Raw genomic sequence first — 16,556 nt, forward strand, 5'->3', positions numbered from 1 at the left:
CTTACACCTCCCCGAGCACCAAATACTGCCCGTTGGTGCAGCGAATCAGCGCCAAACGCGTACCGATATCCTCGGAAGTAAAAACCGTGTCTTTAAAGAGAACAATCTCGTTTTGTTCCTGCTCCAAGGGGGTCGGATCCTGATCCAGCTTGATCACAACCGGCACATGTTTTATGAGCGTCCCAAACTCGACCTGGGTGTCTATCATGCCTTCCCTCGCCTTCTTAAAAATCCGCTGAAGAGCGCCATGCAACGGTCATCATCTCCTTTCCAGCTGCAGATCCATGGTGTACCAGCCGCCTTTCCATCTGGCGTTGCAACTGGTCACGATCCAATCGGTAATGGTCTTGTTGTCTTTCTCCATGATTTTGACCAACCAGCCGGCGCGGATCTTTGCTGCATTTCCATCCTGGTGATGGACGGTAATGGACCGCGTTCGAGGGATTTTAGATAGTTCGGCCAGCTGCCGGGTCGCCAGTGAGGAGACGCCGGTCTCCTCCCCGGCATCAATCACTTTTTGCATGCGTCCAATTTGTTTGATAAGGCTGGCGTTCTCTTCTGTAACGCTCTGAGCCACCTTGTCATCTTTGTACCGCTCAACGGTGACGACCGTGTACACTTCTTCGATGCTCTCACCCGTTGAACTTGACTCGATCAACGACGCCCGGAACATGGGAACCAGCGTATTCCCGCCTTCTGGCAGAATGATTAGTTTGTCACGCTGCGGCTGGATGAAGTACCGCTTTCCGGTCTTCTCGTATGCCTGTTCAGTCAGTGTCGTGTACAGAGCAGCGAAGGACTGAGAGGAGAAGCGATCTTTCACGGTGAACCCGAACGCCGGGCAGGAGAAGTTAATCCCGGTGGTCCGGATGACACGCTCCAGTTCCTTGCCGGCATCTCCGTCTAGCTTGATGCGAGACGTTTCGTTCTTCTGCAGATACCAGGCCAACTCGTAAGCCGTAGCCGTCAGATCGCTGGTCTTGTCGTCGCGTAACGGATTGATGATTGGGCCGTGAAAAAACTGCTGGGACTCTTTTAGTTCGTAGCCGGAAAACAGCATCAAAAAACCCGCCGATTGTAACGGCGGGGAATTTTTGATACGGATGTCGCAGCTTTGGGCGATCTGGCCCCGGGATGAAGACCACGATAGGTCCAGGACGGCCGGTGTCAAATTGATGCGCTTCGATTCTATGCCGTAGATGGCTTGCACAGTACCACCCCACTATGCCCCTACGCTCCGATGGTGCGGTAAACGCTGGCCAGCTTCCGCTCGATTCGGTCGCGTTGAATTGCCTGGATCGCTGGTTCCACCAAAGACTTGCTCTTTTTTGCCGTCTTTCCTGATGTGTTCGGCCGCGCCTTCTGCTGCTTGGCGATAACCTTCGCGGGACTCAATAGCTGCTTTTGGTTGGACCACTCCACGAATTCTTCTTTGACAAAGAGAGGTAGTTCAATCGTGCCGTGGTAGTCCACTTTTTTCCCGACGAACCGGCCGTCGCATGGGCCGACGAGGACGTTCCAGGCGAGGTTCAATTCATCGATCGTGAGCAGCGCCTCTGCTCCTGTCAGACGGTCCAACCCCTGCAGCCAGGCCCGCGGCCCCTGATATCCTTCTACTTCGATGTAAGGCTCCTCGATGTCGCCAGGCAGGATAAACTCGAATGCGATAGACTTCGGCCGGCGGCCCGAAATCCGGTTATTCGTCAGGAGATTGATCGAGGTTGTGCTCTCGATGTCGTTCCCGTACCCGCGAAACTCGATTTCTCCCGGGGTGACGGGGAATGTCAGGAGATATTTTCCTTGCAGGCGAATCATGATGGAACACCTCCGCTGGCGACGCCGCCACTGGTCTCAAGCGCGTCGATCAATGCTTTCTCGACGATCCGCTTCACCTCGTTACTTACGGAAGGGTCACGGAGCAAACGGAGCATGCCGGCCACGTCTTGTAGAACCCCTTCCGCCTTCAAGGTGATGGGTATCGACGAGACAGTCACAGATACAAGCTTCGGCTTCTCCGCAGCCTTTCCAACCGGAGAAACAGGAGGAATGGGCGGTCCCGCTACGGGCGGCGCCGGCCGTAATTTGTTCAGTTCTTCCGGTTTTATCATTCCGGGATGGGTTGGGGTTGGCGGCGTGGCCGGAGCGTCACTCCACCAGGCTTTCACCTTATCAAACAACGCACCGCCTCCAAGCGCCCCGGCAATACCGCCGACGATGCCGCCTACTGTCGTTCCGATTATAGGAACAACAGAACCGATGGCCGCACCCGCTGCAGCTCCTCCCCACGCACCGAGAGCCTCAGAACCGACCCTGCCGGCAGCTTCAAGTTTATTGTCTGATGTAAGGATTTCTGCGGCTCCTATGGCTGTTCCGATGAGAGGGATTCTTTTTGCGAGACCACCGCTCAATGACTTCACGCCTGCCCAAGCACTTTTCAGCCCAGAAACAACGGTATCTCCTTTGGGCAGCATGCCCCCTAGCCCTTTGAGACGTTCAAACACTCCGCTTTTGGATACTTTTGCTACTTCTTCAGGTAAAGAACCACCTAACGCCTTTTTGGCGGCCTCTGCGGATGTTAACCATTTGCGCTCAGGAATCTCTTCTTTCCTGCCCCAGCTAAGTGGATTCCACAAACTTCGTTTACCGCCGCGCCCTTTTCTTCCACTTCTCTCATTCTTGTTATCCTTGTCAGGAATGTCGATGTCAGGAATGTCGCCGCCAAGACGCCGTCGTACCGCTGCTTCAGTTGCAGCTGATAGTGCCACTTTAAACTTCCAAAGGGCGACTGTGGCTAATCCTAAAGCGGTGCCTAACGCGGGTAATGCTAACCATGTCGGCAGTGCGTCAAAAGCTTCCTTTGTACCTTTAACAACTATTCCTAAGCCTTTAATTACCGGACTAACCTCTTGTGCAATTACAGTTCCTAGTCCTATCAGTTCATTTGCAAACATGGTTTTCGCTTCAATGAAGCCTCGTAGCGGATCGCTCTCTTGATACGTTTTGTATGACTGTTCCAATTTGCCTCGATAGTTATATTGGCTGCCGTCAGCCATCCCGATGCGACCAGCAGCCTGCAGCAGTGGGGCGAACGCTTTGGCAATATCTTCGCCAGGACCAGCGCCCAATTCATTCAACAACTCCTGTCTAACTTTCTGGTCTTGTATCCCTCCAAAGGTCTGGAGCAACGCAGCAACAGCAAACTGATTTTCAGCCACACTGTCAGAGTGAATAGCTTGGGCGATCGTTTTGGATTCCTGTTGAGCCTTTTTCTGGGCAGTTTCTGAATCCATCCCTTGAGCCTCATAAGCTGTTTTCAAAACGTTGACCATATCCCCTTGGTTATCCAGTTTAATCGTGGCCTCTTTCAATGCGTCGAATCCTTTGTCAATCGACCATAGGTTGTTCATCTCTTTCACGAGGGCAGCAAGCTTTTCCGGTGTGTCAAGAAACTTGGTCACTTGAGTTGAGTACTCCACAATGGAGTCCAAAGCCTCACCGCGAATGTCCGTTGTGGTGTTCGCGATCTCTGCGAGAGTGTCACCGAAACGACTGATGTCGGTTACATCCTTCCAAGCTTGCCTCATAGCAATGATTGTCTTTTGATACTCCTCGACCCCACCAAGATCCGGTCGAATCGCATTGAGTTGCAGCGCCTGTTTGGTGATCTCTGCGCCGTTCTCTGGATCAAATCTAGTCGCTTGTGTCATCAAGTCTTTGATGTAGGTTCGATCCACATTCGTGTTTATCATGGACAAATCTTGAGCTTGTCGCTGGAATTGGAGCAACTCTTCTGGTGTATCCCCAAGCAACGCGCGTCTGGCGTTAGCTTGTGTCTCCATGGTTAGCTGATCTATGTAGCCTGCACCTACGTATGCTGTCATTCCACCTATGACCCCGCCTGCAGCAAGTTCTCCTCCACCGCCAGCCTGTGCCGCTTCCACTTGCACCTTTGCTTTTGCTCCGTCAAGCGCTTTAATTTCCTGCCTGATAGCCGCTATTTCTCGTCGCGCTTGATCATCTACGCTTACCTTCGGATGAGCGCGAGTCGAGTCCAAGATACCCAATTGACGTCTTAGGTCTTGGATTTCTCGCTGCATCTGATCTACCTCACGTTTAAACCCACGTTCGGATTGTTCAGCAGCCTGTTTGATTTTGCGCATTTCCTTTATCATCTCTTGTGTCGCATCATCGAGTTGTAGCATTTCTTTGGCTGCATTCCTGGTCATTTTAACTACGTCGTGAAGTTGCGGAGATATTTGATTCTTGGCTTGCAAATGCGCGGTTATCCCTACAACTGAAGCCATGTTCTCACCCTTTACCAAAAAACTAAATGGCACCCCTTGTAGGTGCCACTTTTATTTTTGAACTTTTATAAATTTGTCAGCAAATTTTTGACGTTCTTCTTTTGTATAGACAAATGGATCAACGAATTTTTTGTTCCAAAGTTCAAAACTTCTATCTGCATTTAATTCTTCAAGATCGATTCCAAAGTAGTCTGATACCGTCTCACGATCCATTTCTACCGAGTATGTTTTGCCCTGTAGAGTCAGAGTCATACTAACTTTGGTCAGCCAAGGAAATTCCCTTAAGAGCCTTACGGGTTCGCTCATAAAATTCTTGTTTATTGCATCTCCTGAGGTCCAATAACCTATCATTTCCTCTTTTGTCACAACACTATTAGGGTTGGCTTTCTTGTAATCTTCAAATTCAGAGTCAGAGTAGTAGGTAATTCTTGCCTCATTTCCGGTAATTTCAGCACTTTTAACAAATGGGCCACCTTTAATATCATGAGCATATTTGGAAAATCTGGCCAACTCATCATCTGTTATGGACGCAACTGCCATAGTGCCTACCGGGTCGTCGCTTTTTCTTTCTGGCGTAACAACAGTGGAAAACACTACGAAAATTATCAACAAAATTGCCGTTTTCAAGATTATTGACTTTCTTGTTTGGAGTTTTTGTCCTGGTCTATTAACCCAGCTTGGTTTTATAATGCCGACAATTCCACTAGCGATAAACAATATTAGTAAAATATAAATTGTCCAGTACAAAAACGTTGGCATAATCTATTCCCCCTCGCCCACCATTCTACCCCACCTCACTTTTTCGAGTCAGTGCAAACAATTCGGGAACAAACGACACAATTCGACTTCTCCCCAGCCGTCACCCGCTCGGGAGAAGGGAGAAAGCTACTGTTGCGCCTTCTCCATCTCTTCCTGCTCTACCTCTTGGCACGCGATGATGAACAGCTTCTGCATGTATGGATCCACTTCGTACTCTAAGAGGTCGGCAGGTCGGCCTCGTCCGTTGAGGAACGCTCGACAGAGGTGGCTTGCTTCTCCGTCGGTTCGGATGAGTTTTTTAATTCATCCACCACCTCCTGCTCGCTTTTCACCCTTGCGTTCACTTCGTTCACCTTGTCCAGCAGCGCTTGGTACCCTTCAGGATTTCGTTCGAACAGTTTCACCGGCAAGTCGAACTTATCCTTTGCATTGTACGCTTTCAGCAGTTCCTGGTTGTTCCAGGGGAAGTCGTGTTCCGTTGCTTTTACAATGCGGATGTCATTGTACCGAAACACGTCGAATCTGCCGTTGGCATCCTCAGCCAGTTTGTAGGCCTGACGATTTTCGATCATCGTCAGTTCCCTCACCGACCATTCTTCGCCGTCGATGGTTACGGTTCCGGTACGGCGCTGTACCGGTTCCTGCGCTTTTACCAAGTACTTCTCCAGTTTGCTCATGATTTATCTTTCCTCCTATTCGACGTATTCAGGCAGTTTTTCCAAGAAGTCGGGTACCTTGTTGCTGCGTCCTCTAATCTCGTATGTTGCATTATCATTGCCTTCCGCTTTGGCTTCCCACAACGTTAACTCTTCAGGGTTGAGGTAGATGTCCGAGATACGAACCAGTTCGGAATTGTCGGCCTCTTTGTCCAACGTTTCTCCGATCAGCATAGGCAGGATCGGCGTTTTGCCTTTGGTCAGTTGCTCGACGCAGAAGTATTTGAGGGCTGCGTTGGCGGCAGTAAGGCGCAGCGTAACCTCTACGTACCAGTCGTTTACGGTTTGCACCGCCCCTTTTTGCAAGCGGTAAACCTCGCCGTAATTGGTCCGGAGGACAAATCGGCCTTCCAATGTCCCTTCGATCGGATCGCCGGTGTCATCGTAAACTTGGCAGTTTTTCAGCTTAATGTCACGTTGCATCTACTACAACACCTCCCACTCGACGTCAAAGTATTCAATAGCGTCTAACGGCTGCGCTGAAAGCTTAAAGCCTCGGCGGTCGCCAACACCATTTTTCTTATCTGTGAAGGTCCAACCAGATGCAATTGCTCCCTGCTCTTCCCGGATTTCCATGTATGCCTTCACAGCGCCTACAAACACCCCGCCGCCAATATCGTTGTTATCCAGCTTCCCTTTGTACTTTTTTACAGGGGCAGCGATGTCATTGTAAATTTGATCAAGCGTCATCGATACTCGGATTTTCCCAAAGTCTTCACGTTCTCCGGGACCCAACGTAGAAAGTGTGTTGACAGCACTCTCGATGGTATAAACGTCTCCGTCGCGTGTGGCAATCAGGGTACCGGTGCTCAGTGCATTCAGAATTTCGGTATGACCCCAGTCCTTCTTCGCCTTCTTCATCGGCACAACCACAGCCGTCAAAGACTCATGAGCCGGCGTGGCGGCAATTATCCCGGCCGCCCATGCTGCCCACTGCAAGCTGTCGTATTCCTTGCCGTTGTTGTGTGTTCCGGCAATCGCGCAGTTGACCATGTAACGTGCATTCATAGCGACAGAACGCTCAGTATGCTTTTCCATGATCTCGTCTTCCTCTGCTTTTCCGCCAATGACCCCCGTGGACATCTTCTTGGAGAGCTTCCTGCGATCATAAACGAACTGCCTGAAAGCCGCTTGGATGGCAGGGTCATCAAAGGGCAGATACATTGAGTCGAAATCAGCACCCGATACTGCCGTAAACAGCTTAATAGCATCAGCGGAAGACAGGGTTGCCGGAGTTCCGGAGGTTCCGTTCTGAAGATTAGTCTCTGCAAGATCAGTGATGGCGGCATCACCAAGCTTTGACACGCGTACATAGATCGACTGACTCGTTTTGCTTACCAACTCGTCGGCGTCAGCAAACGAAAACTTCTCCGTCTTGATCGGCCCCTTAACCTGTAGTTCTTTTTTGCCGGGCTCAGCCGTGGACGGTGCAATGGACACCTTCAAGTCATTTCCGCGCAGCCCTGGGTAACGCGCTTCGATTTTGATGGCGTCTGCTTGGGAATAGTAGGCCGCTACAGCGCTTCCGTTCGTAATTCGGTAACCCAGGATAGTAGCGCCGCCCTCTGCCGCCAGCTCAATGACGTCCACCTCTCCGAACGTCTCCGCGATCCGTTCGTCATATCCGGTCATCTTGACCAAAGTGTCGGGAGCACCCCACTCGGCTACATACGGCACCAACGCTACCCCGGTTTTCGTCAGCACGCGTTCCTTTGCCTTGGCGATCATCTCCAGAGTTAATCCAGGTCTGTCACGTTGAATCGTCATCGTTTATCACCGCCTTTGAATTTCATCAGCCGTTGTTTGACCTCACTCTCGGCCACCGGTTGATTGTCCTTCATATCAAAAAGAGCGCCGGCAACCTCGAACCTTTCGGCTCTCAGGTATGCTGCGCTCTCGATCCACTCCTGTTTCGTTCGCTTGATCTCAGGTGCTTCGCTGATTTGGTCTTTCCGTGTCGCCACTAGGACCAATCCTCCTCGATTTCAAATGTGTTGATCTTCTCGACGGCCGGCATCGGAATCGGGACAGTGTACTCGAATCGAAAGGTAATCTCCGTTCTGTCCTTCTTGTCAGACCGGACACGGAACGTCGTGTTGTCGATGTTGATGAACAGACCGTCCGTATTCCCGCGGAAGCTGTACCTTTCCCTGCGAAGAAGTTGACGCAAAGGCTCTGTTGAAATCGGCTCGTAAGCCTCTTGACCTCCGACCTTCACCTTTGGATGGTGCAACACAATCCCGGCGTCGGAGACGACTTTGTACGACGTCAGAGTGTTGCCCTTTTCCGTTACTTCCTGCGTCTGGATGAAGGCGACAGGCGGTTGAAATTTGCCAGCCAGCCACACGTCCAAGCTGTCCAGGATGGCGAGGGTTGGGTATGCTTCGTTTACCAGATCGATGATGCACGACAACGCTCGGTCCACTTATCTCACCATCCTTTCCAGCTCAGCCTGCAGCAATTTTTCCAGCAAAGCCTTCATGCCTCCCTGGAAGTTTTTCAGCGCGATGTCGAAGTATTTGCGGCCGATGAAGGAGCGCGGCCGAACCATAAAACCACCCTCCGCGTCAGGGTCATAGATGAACTTGCCTACTCCGTTCCAGTAGCCTGGGACAAAGTACGACTTTTCGATCGTATACCCGTCGTTGAGGTACTCTGCATAGGTCAGGTTTGATCCGACCTCTAGCGTTAAGGTGTCGCGATCCGCATCAAACTCCCAGACATTGTTTTGGTCCCCCTGTGAAAACGAGTTCCAAAGAGTACCTGTGTCAATCAAGTCCTGGTGTCCAAGCTCGTCTATGACGTGATTCAAAAGCTCCTCACCAAGCTGGTAGATGATCCTTTCAAGAGCCTGAGGGGCTTCCCTGTGCAGTTTTTCCATCCGTTTTTGAAACTCCCGGAAATCCACTACTCCGCCCCCCGTTTCTGCTGAATGGCAATCACGGACAGAAAGCGCCGTCCGGGGGTTACGTCGACTACCACAAAGTCCCCGCGACCGGGTATCTCCAGAACATCATCCTTCCGTACATCCTCACCCAAACGAAAGCCAATGGACGCCTTGTATCCCCATGTCACCGGGTCGGCATTCGCGGGGCGTTCCCAGGACGATTCTACGGCCCGTACGCACCCCAATACTGTCCGGGAGGGTAATTCCACTGGAACCACCCTGTTTCGCTCATCCAGCGCCGTTCCCGTTCGTTTCAGAACGATCTGATCATTCATCCGATGGATCATAGCAGCATCGCCCGAATGTTTCCGCTGTCGCTGGCCTCGGTCGTGAAGGCCATCCACTGGCGCAGCAGAGAATCAACCAGCGAGCTACCGGTTGTGATCGTCGCCCGCTCAATCGACCAAGAGTAGCCCTGATCGGACTCGGAGGTAATACCGCGGGCTTCTGCGCCCAGCGTTTCGTCGTTGTCTGTCAGGGCCATGGCCTCTACCAGCCGGAAATGGGCCACCTCCAGGCGACTGTCATCGTCTACGAACGGCCTGGCTGTGAACAGTTCTATACGGATTTTGGCCTCGTCGATTAGATAAGAAAGCCGCTCGGGCGTCATGTCCTGAACGGCTCGGGTACTACTCTGCTGCTTTACCTTCTCCGGCGTCAGCATGGCGCCCGCCCCCTCGGCCAGCCTTCTTTTCCTCGACGATTTCGAGGTCGCCATAGGTCTCAGTGAATCGTTTGGCCTCTTCGTCGGTTACTTCGTAAGTTTCGCCGGCATGGAAAAAGCGCCCGCCACCAATGTGGAGAGCGCCTTTCTTGTGCTTGTATTTGATTTTTGCCATCGTTCATTTCACCTTTCTTTACAGTTTGTCGCCCGTCATCCAGGCAACAGCTTCCGTTTCCAACACCACCGCATCGGCATAGGCGAAAATGATGTTGTATGTGGAGTCTTTCACCGCAGCCGTTGCACCCTCGGCCGTCCGCTTGTAGCGCAGATCGCGGGTGAATACCGGAACAAGGTTTCTCATGGGCGTGAGGGCTACGAAACCGGTTTGCAGTGCCTGAACCACCTCGATTGGGTAGCCTGCGATCTCCGTGAGTTTCCCGTTGACCAGCGTCACATCACCAAGCGCCGTTTGTCGCTTCTGGATCAATCCAACCAGCTTCTGATACGTGCGCCGCGGCATGAACCAGGTCAAGTCCGGCTGGTTCAAATATTTTTCGTCAAGCAGCAGCGTGTGATTCACAAAGTCGTCGATGGTCGGCTCGTTGTCAGCCAGGTCCGTCTTCAACGTAGATGCCTTCATCTTTTTCACGAATCCGTCCAGAATCGACAGGAACGGATCAGGTGTCGTACCATCCGGGAGCTTTGCGGCAGTATCGCCGTTGAACAGGAGGTCTTGCAGGTCAACCCCGAACTGCTCTTGTACCAGGTTGATGATTTTGGCCTCCGTGTTCTCTCCCCGGGACTGATCGCTATACCAAACATCATCGTTTTTGATCCACTCGTCCCAGAAGACCTTTTTTACGTTGTAATCGACCTGTTCTTGACCAACACCACCGGTACCAGTCGGATTTTCGGAACCAGTATGAAGGCGGATTTTCCGGCTTTGCACTGTCAATTTATCGAGTTTGCCTGATGGAGTCTTTTTGTACTGGGCCGGCAGCTTCGGGAGAGTAGTTGCCTTTTTCAAGGTATCCACCAAAAACTGTTCGGCGTCGTTTTGCGGCAAAATCAGGTCCACCGACTTGGCGATTGTCGTTTCAAAATCGTTCAGCAATGTAGCATTTGCAGTCATCTGTTACCCCTCCTTATTGTCCGCGAAAGAGCCTCATGTAGGACGGCTCGTTCGACTTGGTGATCGTGGTATCGCCAGGCTGCTGGCTTGCAGCTCGAGCGTTTTTCATCAGCTGCACGTCAGCAGACAGGTTCTCCACCTGCTTGACAATCGGTTCCAGAGCCTTTTGTACGGCTTGAGTCACTGCTTCGGCAGCCGGATCGGTGCCGCCATTGTTTGCGCCATCCCCGGCACCTTCTGCCTTCTTCAGTTCTGCGACTTCCGTCTGCAGGTCTTGCAGTTGCTTTGTGATTGGCGACAATGCGGCGGATACCGCTTTTTCGATGTCTTCTGCTTTCACGTCGTCTTCCTCCTTCGGTTTGGCTTTGTCACGTAATGCTGTGAGTGCAGCAATGGCATCTTCAACAGCCTGCAAATTGGCTGATGAGAGCACTTTGCCCGCCTTCCTCACAGCTTCCACTCTCTCCTGAAAGTCCTCAGACTTTCCAATGACTTCCCCTTCCGTCGGCCATTGAGCAGCCAATGCAACGGCAACCGTCTTGTACTCGTCGATGGTTTCCCCGATCGCTTCCGCTTTGTCGGTGATCTCGGGGGCATTGAGAATTTCCCACATGGTATCGGTAAACGCCCACTGGGCGTCATACCACTTGTCACGAATGTCCCTTGCCGCTATGCGGCTTTTAAAAGACTGGACAGCCTTTTCGATGGGCGTAAGCTTCGTTCCTGGGAAAAATTCCTGCAACACCTTTTTGATCGCATGCAAAAGCCCCTTCTCTACCGATTCGCTGCCGGTATCTGAAGGGGCACCTTCGACTTTCACCCTTTTGCCAATTCCCCACATAGAGAACCCGGTGATCTCCCCTTTCTCGATGGCCGCCCAAGTCTCGGCGTTGGTCACCTTCACGCCAGCCACCCAGGAGCCTTTTTTGATCTCTTGGTCACCAAGCTGCATGTCAATGGGGGCGATGTACGATTCGACCACGTAACCCTCGTCGGCCTCCAAGTCGTGCTGCTTGTCGATGTTGTGAGTATGCTGGCTTTCCATGAAGGCGTGGGCTGCTTTCTCGATCTCCTCGGCCGTCATGAAGTCGCCGTGTGCGTCCACGACGTCCGGCTCATAAACCACACCGTAGACGATCTGCTTCGCTTTGTCCGTCTTGGCGATAACAATGCTTTTCTGAACCGGCTCCTTGCCCTCTTCCTTGATGATTGCGAAAGGCCGGCCGTTGGCGCCTTTGTCAACCAGCGAGATGTGTGTGATCTTCGCATCTTTCAATTCAAACGGCATATGCTTATTCACCTCCTTTCCATCAGAAAACCGCCTGCATGGTGCAGCGGCATTTTACGATTTGCTTGGCGCTTCCCGCCGGATCGCCTGGGTACATAAGATTTTCGCCTCCCACTCTAAACGGTTTGTCGATATCAACCGTTTGGCCGTTGGCCTCCCGGTGATCCTTGCGTGTTCGCTTGTTGTTGGCTGCCCGCCAACGCTTCTTTTTCACCAAACCGGACTGCTTCCAGCCTTCCAGCTTCCCGCCATTGGCGGCAGCAGTCGTCAGCGTTCTGGAGATGGTGACGGCCCGGTTCATACTGAACGGCCCCTCCTCGCCTTTGGCTGCCTGCTTGCTGACCTCTTTGACGAGTGCTGCACGTTCCGATGGCGTCTTGCCTTGTTCGATCGCACGCTTGAAGGCGCGGAGCATATGATCCGCTGACGTGCCATTCATAGCCGGGACCAGCTTTTTCAGTTTTTTGGCAAACTTGGCGGCCGCTTCGTTTTTCTGCTCCCACTTGACATCCTCATTGATCCTGACTGCCTCCGATTCCCCAGCAAGATGGAACAGAGGCATGAAGGCGTTGTACACCGCCTGTTCGAACTTCTCTTGAAAGAACTCGCCGGCCTGGACCTGGAGAATGACCTTCCACAACTCCTTTTCATCGACGGCCAGTTCGTCGCTCAGTTCCTGGATCGCCTCATCCAAGGCCTTCCCCTGTAACTCCAGGATATCAGCGATAGATCCTTCACCTTCTTTATACAGCTTTTCCATCAGCGTACGCTCGGCGTGGTTTAAGTCTAGGCTGTCCAGAAAGTCTTCGTCATCCGCTTTCGCGATAAGGTACAGGCACTGGTCACACATGGTGCTGCTCCCTCGTTTCGCGCAGCAGACGTTTGGCGATGGTGGCAACTTGCTCCTGTGGGTCATTACCCAGGCCCAGAAGATCATCAGACGGCATCGATGCCAACAGTTTGGCAACAGGCGTATCCAAGTACCCCGGTTCGTATCGCGATTCTTCGATGGTAACACCCAACACGCTTTCCGCAATCGGTATCAGGTCACGTACGAGCAGGACACCACGGTCGGCCAAGTAGTTCAGCAGAGCGGTGCGCTCCTCTGGGTCGGTGATTTCCGGCCCCCGTAGTTTCACTTTCACCCGGTGAATACCGATTGCCGGCAGCAACGCCTTGTTGAAGATCTTGTCGGCCAGCCAACTTCTGTATGGAATAAAAACCTGCTCTTCTGTAATGCGGCGGGCTGTGTCGGCTGTGGCCCTGGTATAGTCCTGGCTCAATCCCACGTAAATCGGTGGCAGGCGGAATTGCGAAAGGGCCTTTTCGCGTTGTTTATCGTCGTACCCTTGAAAAAGGCCGTCCTGTTGCAGCACATCCTGCAACTTCTCAAAACGGACCGTCGGCTTTGTCACTTTCATATCGTCGCCCATCATGACCTCAGTACCGATGAACTCCAGCAGCATCCACGATCCATCATTTTCCGGATTGGACGCAGCTTTGATCTGTTCGACCGACTCCTTGGTGGCCGTGCCTCCCTCGGCTACGACAGCTACCGGGATCTTTTTGCCCTTCTTGAAGTATTTCAGGTTCAACTCCTCGGCCGCGCGCGTGCCAAGGATTCCCGGAATATTCCCGATCCATCGCGGCTCGCTGTATATGCTTGTGGCGTCGAACAGCTTGATGTGAAGGATTTGAGAGATTCCTGGTCGTTTCATTGGCAGAAACTGATCGAAAAAAACTTTGTTCATCGTTCGCTTCTGAGCGTACTTCCTCGTCCACACCGGCATTTCAATGAACTTGATTTCCCCGGTCTTCGTGAGATACGGTAATCGGACGGTTTGTTCGACTGTATCCTTCGCCGCCCGAATATACTCGCTGTCGGCGAGATAGATGGTCGGGGTATCGGATGTTTCTGCCCAGGCCACCTCCAAATATGCGCTGCCTGTCTGCTCCAGTTCGCGGACGACGTGCTTGACGATTTCCTGCGGCGTCGTCAAAGGGTTCATCACGTCAAGAAACTCTTCCAGCCGCGCCCATTCCTCATCGGCCAGCTTCTTCTGTTTCTCGTCGTTGACGTTAACACGCTCGTCATACTCGATCTGAATACCGAAATCTGCGGCGTTCGTCGCGTATGCCTCGATGCACTGCGGCAGGATATTGCTTTGACTAACGACAGCCTTCAACTGGGCTGGCGAATAATCCGGCTCCACAAGACCGTCATAATCGCCGCGGAAGCTATCGGGAATCTGTTTTGTCTCGCCGGCTGAAATACTCGTCTCTTTAAAAATCCTGACAGTCATTTCGTTTGCCATGCTCTACCTCCTTTCCGTGATGCTTACCCGCTCGGTGACACTGCGGCGTTCGGTCTTTATTACCGGTCTATCGATTCGTTTATCCTCAATCCCATACCGCAGCGCGGCCATGGCGTCGTCAAAGATTTCGACCGGCTCATCCACATAGAGGCCGGTCTTTTGGTCCTTCTTCCACTTCCATTGCTGAATTTCTTTGATTGTGTTCACGCAGCGCGGGTGGATGTGGATTTTCAGACGCTTCAGGAAGTCGATCTGGGCATTTACGCTACCGGGTTCTTTTTTCACCGGCTTCGCATTAAACCCGCGCTTCTTCCACGTCTTGATCCGGTCAGGTTCAGCCGAGTCACACCACATGGCCAGGCGCTTATCAAAGCCTTTTTCCTCGGCCAGCGCGATGATCTCCTCTGTGTCCTTCTCATGGACGTAGACTTCATCGCAGACATACAGTTCTCCGTCTTTCCAGCCAAGCAGCAGGATCGCATTGGCATGGTTGAAGCCGAAGTCCTGGCCGAAATTCATGCTGTCGAATCGCTCAAACGATGTATCGAACTCATGTACGACATAATTGTGCAGGATCAGGCCGCCCAACTCGCCCCACTCTCCAAGGCCGTATACCCGGTAGCCGTCCGGGTCCTGCTCTTTCCGCAGCATCATGCGGCGGTGGTATGCCTCGTCAATGAACCGGTTCTGCAGGTACGTGGAGTGATGCGTGAAGATATCGGGAAGCTCGATATCAAAGTATTTCCGCTTGATCCAGTGGCTGGCGGACACCGGGTTGAACGTGAAGGTGATCTGATAATACAGATTGGGATTCGGCAGCAGCCCGCGCAGACGGTCGTCCAAGATATCGACATCCGATTCCTGCAACTCGGTTGCCTCTTCCACCCATATCCACGTCAGTTTGCCGTATGGAAAGTTGATGGACTTCAGCTTCTCTCGGTCGCGCGCGTCGTTCACGCCGCGGAATATGACGCTGTTGCCGGTGATCTTGGAGCGCAGGGAAAGCGGCGACTGCCGGATCTCCCAAAACTCATTTGCCCGGTCGCCGAAAATCCGGTTGATCGCAGCCGTCAGCTCGGCAAACGTGCTGTGTCTGTTTGTCTCGTTGACCTTCCGCACACACAGCAGGTTGGCGCCCTTGTATCTCGGATCGGACAGCTTGATGATGTAGTCCTGGGCCACATTTACTGACTTGCCGGATCCGGCGGAACCTTTCATCACCCGGTAACGCTTGCGGGTTTGGTTGGCATCGCGGAAGTGCGCGTTAAAGTCGACCGTTACCGCTGTCATGGCTGACCATCTCCGTAGTTGATCTGGATGACGATACCCTTGTCCTCGGCGCTGGAACCCTGCAGCTTGCCAATCTCCAGCTTCAGCTTCTCAATTCGCAGACGCTGCTCTTCGGTCATATAGCCGAGATACTTCTCAAGTGCAGCCAGTGCTTTCATCTTGTCGTGGAGCTTGACGCTAATGCCGTCTTTGCCCTCTTTGATCTCGCTGATAACTGATGTATCAATATGGTCGCTATCCTTCAGGTCTATATAGTTCATGCTGATTGTCAATGGTTCACCGCTGTGAGGATCTTCAACGATGTTGCCCTTTTTGTCCCTTAGCGGCACCTTCTTTCTCCCAAAATCGACCACATCAGATATATCAGCAAATGCGATTTTCATGTACTCCGCAATGATGCGCTGCACGCTCATTCCAAGGTCGTCAACCATGGCTTCCGTCTGTCGCTTGATCTCAGCTTGAATTTCAGGTTTTCTCAATAGTTCCCAACCAATGGAGTACGCCGTCTTTTTGCTGTAGCCGACAGCCATTGCCGCCCTGGTTGCGTTGAAATCTCGCAAGTATTCCATCACGAATAGTCGCTGCTTATCAGTCAACTGGTCGTTTTCGATTTCGGTATGCCGGGGCAGTTCGACCTTTGTCTTTTTCGGTTTGGAGCGTTCCGTATTTTTTGGAGCGTTCCGTTCGGTTGATTGGAGCGTTCCGTTTAATCTTTCGTCCCACCGATCTTTCGCTTTCCATCCACGGACCGTTCCCTCTGAGACGCCAAGCTGGTCCGCGATCTCCTTCAGTTTGATTTCGCCGCCAGTCTGCTTCCACATCTCAAAGGCATTATCCCGGTTCGGGTCCCTTGCGCGTGCCATTACGTCAAGTCACCTCACCTCCGTTATGTGATTGGTTTCGTAATTCAGTCCATAAAAATCGGGAGATAAGACGTCTGTCTCACTCCCGCTGGATATTCACCGCCTCCGACGTCGAGGAGATACTGTCCGTACATGGACGGATCGTAAAATCTGCTCTTGTACCAAAGGGTCCAATGGGTGTCCTTGCTGTCATCAAAATGCAGCTTCACGATGCACACGTCCGGTTTTTGCTGGCGTCTCAGCCGTATCAACTTTTCGCCGCACCGAATCCCCAAGAC

Annotated in this window: 20 protein-coding genes; all 20 read right to left on the reverse strand. The window is 52.3% G+C overall.

Features of this window, described 5'->3' with window-relative positions; all coding sequences use genetic code 11:
• Position 1: 1 nt before the first annotated feature.
• Positions 2–208 (reverse strand): hypothetical protein, encoded by a 207-nt coding sequence (locus G3578_RS07370; protein WP_241254513.1) that lies wholly within the window; start codon positions 206–208, stop codon positions 2–4.
• 51 nt (positions 209–259) lie between these two features.
• Positions 260–1,210: an XkdQ/YqbQ family protein gene (locus tag G3578_RS07375; RefSeq protein WP_165210792.1), complete on the reverse strand. Its 951-nt coding sequence runs from the start codon at positions 1,208–1,210 to the stop codon at positions 260–262.
• 20 nt (positions 1,211–1,230) lie between these two features.
• Positions 1,231–1,815, reverse strand: a complete 585-nt coding sequence (locus G3578_RS07380) for a hypothetical protein (protein WP_165210795.1) — start codon at positions 1,813–1,815, stop codon at positions 1,231–1,233.
• Entirely contained in the window at positions 1,812–4,304 is a 2,493-nt protein-coding gene (locus G3578_RS07385) for a YlbF/YmcA family competence regulator (protein ID WP_165210798.1), read from the reverse strand. The genes G3578_RS07380 and G3578_RS07385 overlap by 4 nt, the downstream gene beginning before the upstream one ends.
• A 51-nt stretch (positions 4,305–4,355) precedes the next feature.
• The gene (locus G3578_RS07390; protein ID WP_165210801.1) at positions 4,356–5,063 is read right to left on the reverse strand and encodes a hypothetical protein; all 708 of its coding nucleotides are present in this window, start codon (positions 5,061–5,063) and stop codon (positions 4,356–4,358) included.
• A 215-nt stretch (positions 5,064–5,278) separates the two neighbouring features.
• Entirely contained in the window at positions 5,279–5,740 is a 462-nt protein-coding gene (locus G3578_RS07395; protein ID WP_165210804.1) for a phage tail assembly chaperone, read from the reverse strand.
• A 15-nt stretch (positions 5,741–5,755) separates the two neighbouring features.
• Positions 5,756–6,202, reverse strand: coding sequence for a hypothetical protein (locus G3578_RS07400; RefSeq protein WP_165210807.1), 447 nt, complete (start codon positions 6,200–6,202; stop codon positions 5,756–5,758).
• A 3-nt stretch (positions 6,203–6,205) separates the two neighbouring features.
• Entirely contained in the window at positions 6,206–7,546 is a 1,341-nt protein-coding gene (locus G3578_RS07405; protein ID WP_165210810.1) for a phage tail sheath subtilisin-like domain-containing protein, read from the reverse strand.
• Positions 7,543–7,743 (reverse strand): hypothetical protein, encoded by a 201-nt coding sequence (locus G3578_RS07410; RefSeq protein ID WP_165210813.1) that lies wholly within the window; start codon positions 7,741–7,743, stop codon positions 7,543–7,545. The genes G3578_RS07405 and G3578_RS07410 overlap by 4 nt, the downstream gene beginning before the upstream one ends.
• Positions 7,743–8,204, reverse strand: a complete 462-nt coding sequence (locus G3578_RS07415; protein WP_165210816.1) for a hypothetical protein — start codon at positions 8,202–8,204, stop codon at positions 7,743–7,745. The genes G3578_RS07410 and G3578_RS07415 overlap by 1 nt, the downstream gene beginning before the upstream one ends.
• On the reverse strand, positions 8,205–8,687 hold the full coding sequence (locus G3578_RS07420) for an HK97 gp10 family phage protein (protein ID WP_346773975.1): 483 nt from the start codon (positions 8,685–8,687) through the stop codon (positions 8,205–8,207). It abuts the gene before it with no gap.
• Positions 8,687–9,001 carry a hypothetical protein gene (locus tag G3578_RS07425; protein ID WP_241254514.1) on the reverse strand — a complete coding sequence of 105 codons (315 nt, stop codon included), beginning with the start codon at positions 8,999–9,001 and terminating at the stop codon, positions 8,687–8,689. The genes G3578_RS07420 and G3578_RS07425 overlap by 1 nt, the downstream gene beginning before the upstream one ends.
• A gap of 8 nt (positions 9,002–9,009) precedes the next feature.
• Positions 9,010–9,390: a head-tail connector protein gene (locus G3578_RS07430; protein WP_165210825.1), complete on the reverse strand. Its 381-nt coding sequence runs from the start codon at positions 9,388–9,390 to the stop codon at positions 9,010–9,012.
• A complete protein-coding gene (locus G3578_RS07435; protein ID WP_165210828.1) occupies positions 9,356–9,565 on the reverse strand; it encodes a hypothetical protein in 210 nt (69 codons plus the stop codon). Before G3578_RS07435 ends, G3578_RS07430 begins: the two co-directional genes overlap by 35 nt.
• Positions 9,566–9,583: 18 nt before the next feature.
• On the reverse strand, positions 9,584–10,522 hold the full coding sequence (locus G3578_RS07440; RefSeq protein WP_165210831.1) for a phage major capsid protein: 939 nt from the start codon (positions 10,520–10,522) through the stop codon (positions 9,584–9,586).
• Between the two features lie 13 nt (positions 10,523–10,535).
• A complete protein-coding gene (locus tag G3578_RS07445; RefSeq protein ID WP_165210834.1) occupies positions 10,536–11,810 on the reverse strand; it encodes an XkdF-like putative serine protease domain-containing protein in 1,275 nt (424 codons plus the stop codon).
• Between the two features lie 22 nt (positions 11,811–11,832).
• A complete protein-coding gene (locus G3578_RS07450) occupies positions 11,833–12,660 on the reverse strand; it encodes a phage head morphogenesis protein (RefSeq protein ID WP_165210837.1) in 828 nt (275 codons plus the stop codon).
• A complete protein-coding gene (locus G3578_RS07455) occupies positions 12,653–14,125 on the reverse strand; it encodes a phage portal family protein (protein ID WP_165210840.1) in 1,473 nt (490 codons plus the stop codon). The genes G3578_RS07450 and G3578_RS07455 overlap by 8 nt, the downstream gene beginning before the upstream one ends.
• Before the next feature lie 3 nt (positions 14,126–14,128).
• Positions 14,129–15,415, reverse strand: a complete 1,287-nt coding sequence (locus G3578_RS07460) for a PBSX family phage terminase large subunit (RefSeq protein WP_165210843.1) — start codon at positions 15,413–15,415, stop codon at positions 14,129–14,131.
• Complete coding sequence (locus G3578_RS07465; protein ID WP_165210846.1) at positions 15,412–16,278, reverse strand: terminase small subunit; 867 nt, start codon at positions 16,276–16,278, stop codon at positions 15,412–15,414. The genes G3578_RS07460 and G3578_RS07465 overlap by 4 nt, the downstream gene beginning before the upstream one ends.
• Between the last annotated feature and the right edge of the window lie 278 nt (positions 16,279–16,556).

The sequence above is a fragment of the Brevibacillus sp. SYP-B805 genome, from assembly GCF_011059135.1.
Classification (GTDB): Bacteria; Bacillota; Bacilli; order Brevibacillales; family Brevibacillaceae; genus Brevibacillus_F.

Excerpts from the sequence above, each read along its gene's own strand:
- G3578_RS07435 (WP_165210828.1), bottom strand. The coding sequence starts at position 9,565 with ATGGCAAAAATCAAATACAAGCACAAGAAAGGCGCTCTCCACATTGGT.
- G3578_RS07390 (WP_165210801.1), bottom strand. The coding sequence starts at position 5,063 with ATGCCAACGTTTTTGTACTGGACAATTTATATTTTACTAATATTGTTT.
- G3578_RS07385 (WP_165210798.1), bottom strand. The coding sequence starts at position 4,304 with ATGGCTTCAGTTGTAGGGATAACCGCGCATTTGCAAGCCAAGAATCAA.
- G3578_RS07460 (WP_165210843.1), bottom strand. The coding sequence starts at position 15,415 with ATGACAGCGGTAACGGTCGACTTTAACGCGCACTTCCGCGATGCCAAC.
- G3578_RS07370 (WP_241254513.1), bottom strand. The coding sequence starts at position 208 with ATGATAGACACCCAGGTCGAGTTTGGGACGCTCATAAAACATGTGCCG.
- G3578_RS07395 (WP_165210804.1), bottom strand. The coding sequence starts at position 5,740 with ATGAGCAAACTGGAGAAGTACTTGGTAAAAGCGCAGGAACCGGTACAG.
- G3578_RS07465 (WP_165210846.1), bottom strand. The coding sequence starts at position 16,278 with ATGGCACGCGCAAGGGACCCGAACCGGGATAATGCCTTTGAGATGTGG.
- G3578_RS07400 (WP_165210807.1), bottom strand. The coding sequence starts at position 6,202 with ATGCAACGTGACATTAAGCTGAAAAACTGCCAAGTTTACGATGACACC.
- G3578_RS07445 (WP_165210834.1), bottom strand. The coding sequence starts at position 11,810 with ATGCCGTTTGAATTGAAAGATGCGAAGATCACACACATCTCGCTGGTT.
- G3578_RS07430 (WP_165210825.1), bottom strand. The coding sequence starts at position 9,390 with ATGCTGACGCCGGAGAAGGTAAAGCAGCAGAGTAGTACCCGAGCCGTT.
- G3578_RS07440 (WP_165210831.1), bottom strand. The coding sequence starts at position 10,522 with ATGACTGCAAATGCTACATTGCTGAACGATTTTGAAACGACAATCGCC.
- G3578_RS07380 (WP_165210795.1), bottom strand. The coding sequence starts at position 1,815 with ATGATTCGCCTGCAAGGAAAATATCTCCTGACATTCCCCGTCACCCCG.
- G3578_RS07405 (WP_165210810.1), bottom strand. The coding sequence starts at position 7,546 with ATGACGATTCAACGTGACAGACCTGGATTAACTCTGGAGATGATCGCC.
- G3578_RS07455 (WP_165210840.1), bottom strand. The coding sequence starts at position 14,125 with ATGGCAAACGAAATGACTGTCAGGATTTTTAAAGAGACGAGTATTTCA.
- G3578_RS07450 (WP_165210837.1), bottom strand. The coding sequence starts at position 12,660 with ATGTGTGACCAGTGCCTGTACCTTATCGCGAAAGCGGATGACGAAGAC.
- G3578_RS07425 (WP_241254514.1), bottom strand. The coding sequence starts at position 9,001 with ATGAATGATCAGATCGTTCTGAAACGAACGGGAACGGCGCTGGATGAG.